At 67.3% G+C, this 4,410-nt stretch carries 5 protein-coding genes; all 5 read right to left on the reverse strand.

The genetic code is table 11. From position 1 onward, the window contains the following. Positions 1-364, reverse strand: a 364-nt coding sequence (locus ACZ7M3_RS52590; RefSeq protein ID WP_472073918.1) for a VOC family protein, incomplete at its 3' end; no start/stop codon positions are given. Between the two features lie 318 nt (positions 365-682). Continuing rightward, a complete protein-coding gene (locus ACZ7M3_RS52595) occupies positions 683-856 on the reverse strand; it encodes a CsbD family protein (RefSeq protein ID WP_452983900.1) in 174 nt (57 codons plus the stop codon). A gap of 557 nt (positions 857-1,413) precedes the next feature. Beyond that, positions 1,414-1,674 (reverse strand): hypothetical protein, encoded by a 261-nt coding sequence (locus ACZ7M3_RS52600; RefSeq protein ID WP_472073920.1) that lies wholly within the window; start codon positions 1,672-1,674, stop codon positions 1,414-1,416. A gap of 119 nt (positions 1,675-1,793) precedes the next feature. Further along, positions 1,794-3,029, reverse strand: a complete 1,236-nt coding sequence (locus tag ACZ7M3_RS52605) for an IS701 family transposase (protein WP_472073924.1) — start codon at positions 3,027-3,029, stop codon at positions 1,794-1,796. Positions 3,030-3,192: 163 nt separating this feature from the next. Next, positions 3,193-3,894, reverse strand: a complete 702-nt coding sequence (locus ACZ7M3_RS52610; protein WP_472073922.1) for an SMI1/KNR4 family protein — start codon at positions 3,892-3,894, stop codon at positions 3,193-3,195. Positions 3,895-4,410 lie beyond the last annotated feature (516 nt).

The raw sequence follows: 4,410 nt of genomic DNA on the forward strand, positions 1-4,410 counted from the left end.
CGGCCAGCAGGGCCGCCCGGCCCGGCGGGAACGACAGCGGCCCCACCGCGGTCGTACCCCCGCGCTCCTGACTACGGGACACCGTCTCGTCCGCACTCGCCACCGCGAAATACGGCGTCCACGCGACGGCCGTGTTCACCCCGAAGTGCACCTCCGAGATCCCTGCGACCGGGACCTGCTGCACGCTCGCGACCCGGTACTGGTCGCCCATCGTGCTGCTCGTGCGCCACTCCCAGCCCAGCACGGCGCGGTAGAAGTCCTCCACCGTCTGCAGATCTCGCGTGGTCAGACTCGCCCAGCAGGGTGCTCCGAACACCGAGTGACTGGCGGTGACCTCACCGTGCAGTGCTGCGTCGCTCTTCATCGTCGTACCGCCTGACCTGCCTGACACCACTGTCTTCATGGGGCGTGGCTCGACCCCGGACTCGGTGGTCACCCGAGAGCCGGGTGCCCCTTCCAATGCGCGGCAACCGCTGTTCCACGCGCACCGCGCAGCGACCGACGCCAGACGAGTCGGACTGCCTGCCGTGGCGCGCAACAGACCGAGGCGGTCGGGGCTGTCCCGACCGCCTCGATTCGGCTCACGCAGCCAAACCGCAGGGGGTGCCGACCGACGAGATATTCGGACTCGGCATTCGCTCGGCTCGGTGCGTCCCGTCGAATGTGTCGCCGGAGCGAAGTCCTACCGGCCGGTCCTCTTCACACGGTCTGCCGCCTTTTCCGCGGTCTCCTGCGTCTTACCGACGATCTGCTCACCACGGCCCTCGGCCTGCATGCCCTGGTCGTCCATGGCCTTGCCAGTCGTCTCTTTCAACTTTCCTTTGACCTGCTTGGCCTTTGCCTTCGCCTTGCTCATGACTCGTTGCCCTCCAATGAGGATCGAATTGGTGCTTAAACCATGCGCTGGGCACGACGGCTCCGCAACCGAGCCACAATGCGGTCGCGCAGCCGTGTCCGCGAAATCTGGCAGCACCAGGAAATGCCAGGACGAAACAGATCAAGGGCGGTATGAGGCAGACCCCTCGGCAAAGTCCTGGGCTACCAAATCGATTCTGCGGTCAGGCCGACGGCGAACAGCTTCGCGGAAAGGCCCAGGAGACAGGGTGGAAGCGTTCTCGCCCGCCGGAGATGGGTCACGTCCGCCGCAGTGGAGGCGGGCCTTGGTCAGCAGGTCGAGTTCCATGGAGCGGCGAGCCTCATGCGGTGCGCGGCCTGAGCTGCCTTGTGTGCGCCGACATGGTGGCCAGGCCACGTGCCAGGGGATCGGCTCCGGTCGGCTGTCGGCGGACGGGCCAATCGCTCACCCAGGTGCGTACACCCATGACATGTCCTCTCGGGTCGCCGGACTCCTGTCACCCGTCGCAGGCATCTGTCCCAGCGGCACCTGCCGGGGCTCCCGCGGCACGCGGAGCGTCAGGCGGGCGGTTCGTCGGGCACGGGATGCTCCGGACGTCGGCTGCCTGAGTGCGGGGCGCCCCTCCGGCCGGTGCCGGCCTCGTCCGTATCGGGAATCTCCAGGTCCGGCTGCTCCTCGATGGCGGACTGCATCGGGACACCGACGGCGTCCCAGGGATCCTCGTCGGCGGTGGCCTGCTGATCCGGCGGATCCCTGGGTACCGGCTTCGGTATCGGCTTCCCGCTGGTCCCGGGGGCTTCCGGGCGGCGCTCGCTCACGGTGTTCTCGCTTCCTCGCGCAGGGGGGTGGTGTGCGTCGCAGGTACCCCGGCGGCCGACGATGATGCCGATGATCGAGGCACCCTCGCCCCTAGTACTCCAGCTGTAGATGGTGATCTTCAGGCTTGAGCGGCTTGCCGACGGTAGTGGCTGGCCTGGGATCGGGCCTGGTGGCGACGTCGCCAGTCGGACCAGGCGAGCTGATGGGCGGCATCGTGGACGGGCTGAATGACGAGGGTGATGAACAGGCGCTGGATCTCGTTGCAGGTGATAGGTATGAGACCGTTGGGTGCTGGTTGTCGGGCGTGTTCATCGGCTCGGACGACAGCGAGGAAGGCATGGGCGAGCATGGCGAGAGTGACCCAGCGGGACCAGGACGCGTAGCGGCGGACCTGGTGCTCGTCCAGGGCGGCCAGGCCCTTTCCGGACTGAAAGAACTCCTCCACCCGACACCTTGATCCAGCCACTCGGACCAGCTCGGCCAGCGGCACTATGGCGGGCGAGTAGCAGAGGTAGTAGGCGAGTTCACCGGTACTGCGATTGCGGCGGATCAGCAGCTGACGGCTCCCGGACCGGGGGTCGGCGAGGTCGATGACGGCCCAGTCGTAGAAGCGGTGCCATTTCGCCCCGGTCCCAGCCGTCAGCTTCTGCCAGGCCCGCTTGGGAACCTTCTTGGCCAGGGCATCCGCGCGGAACCTACCAGCTCCCGTGGCAGCTTCGTGCGAGCAGGCCACCGCGAGGACATAGCTGGTGCCGCGTTCCTCCAGCACAGCGCGAAGTTTCGGGTTGCCGCCGTAGACCTCGTCGCCCGCCACCCATGCAGCCCGGTAGCCGGCGTCCAGGAACCGGGCGACCATCCGCGCAGCCAATTCCGGCTTGGTGGAGAACGAGGTCTCCTCGCCGAGCCCGGCGGCGCGGCAACGGTCAGGGTCAGCGGTCCAGGAGCGCGGGACGTACAACTCCCGGTCCACCGCGGCGTGCCCGCGCCGACCGGCGTAGACCATGTAGACGGCAACTTGGGCATTCTCGATCCGGCCGGCAGTCCCGGTGTACTGGCGCTGGACGCCGACCGTGCCGACACCCTTCTTCACGTCGCCGGTCTCGTCGACCACCAGCACCGCCCGCTCGTCGTGCAGATGCTCCACCACGTAGCCCCGCAGGGCGTCACGGACCGCGTCGGCGTCCCACTTGGCCCGGCTGAGCAAGTGCTGCATGCCGCCCGGGGTGGACTCCCCGGCCCACTCGGCGATCGTCCAGCAATTCTTGCGAGGCAAGTCCGACAGGAGTCCGAGCACCAGCCGCCGGACCCGACGTCGGGGTTCGACCCGCGTGAAACGGCCTACGATCCGCGCCATCAGGCCCTCGAATGCCTCCTGCCAGCGGGCAGGGTCTACGCTGTGACCTGCGGCCACCGCATGATCTTCAGTCTTCACACACCGATGATCAACGGTGATCGCACCCGTTCCCGCACCGGCCCCCACCAGCACGAACGCGACTCGCCGCCAGAGCGCCGACGGCTCACGAATCGAACCAGCGCAGCCAGATGGGCACGTCCGTCCCGGCGTGCCACCGGTCGTTTGCCGCACGACGCAGTTCCGGGGTTGTCAGCGGTTCCTCGTGGGTGAGCCAGTCCAGGTACCACTCGGCGAAGGTGGCGGGCTGTCCGTCGTCGTTCAAGAGCGGGTTGAGGCGATCGCAGGTCGCGCGTCCGTCGAACCACATGGCGCCACGCATGGGTCCGCTGACCACGAGCAGGGTGTAGAAGCCGCAGCCGTCATCGCAGAGAGGGACGGCCCCGGAAGTCCGCGCGTCCTCGGCGGCATCGGCCATCTCCCGCCACGCGTCATGATCGGCTTGGTAGCCCGCAGCGGAGGCGTAGTCCCCCTCCTGGGGTTCGGTCAGCCAAAGATCTTCGCTCGCTGCGAGAGCAGCGTCGTGGTCCGGGAACGGAACATACAGGTTCGCACGGTCTGAAGGCTGATCGCCGTCCCAGCGCCAGCCACTCTGATCGACCCGGAGCGTGCGCACCCGCCCGCCGGCACTGACGCGCAGCAGGTACTGGCGATAGTCGTCGGGGAACACCACACCGAACTGTTCCTCGGCCTGACGCACCTGGGCTTCGCTTAGGACCGGCGGGAGAACGGCACCGGCCCTCGATCCCCGCCGTGCATAGAGAGCGACGGTCCGCTCCCGGACATCGCTCCAGTTCACCGTCTGCATGCACCGCAAGATAGCCCGCCGACCAAGGACCGCTCAGGCGGCCCTGCGCAAATGCGCCGAGTTACAGCACGGGTGTCCCACAGTTGATCTGCAATCTCCCAGCGGCAAGCGACGCAAGCGGCTCAAGCCTGAAGATCACCATCTACAGCTGGAGTACTAGGTAGCGCACCTGGACAACCTAGCGGCCCGGACACCTTCCCCCAGAGGCCCTTTCGCCAGCTCTTCCTTGGCTACGTAGCGTCACCGCAAGGCCACTCACAAGACAGCGCGCTCCACTCGCAAACGACCGTGCTCCGCCACAGCCAACTGTGACTGAGCGCCACAGTTGGCCAGTCTGGCCAACTGTGGCGCTCAGATTTCGGTACGCCTTCGGCGCGACTCGTTCCGGGTGTCCGGGGTCTCCTGAGCTGGCACTTCGGGGCTAGTACTGCAACGGTGCCTACCGTGACTGCTGGCCAGGTTCGTCGTTGATGTGGTTATGGGTGGGGACCTTGCTGATGTGGGTGTGTGGGCGAG

This window comes from Streptomyces sp. NPDC111656 (assembly GCF_055656965.1).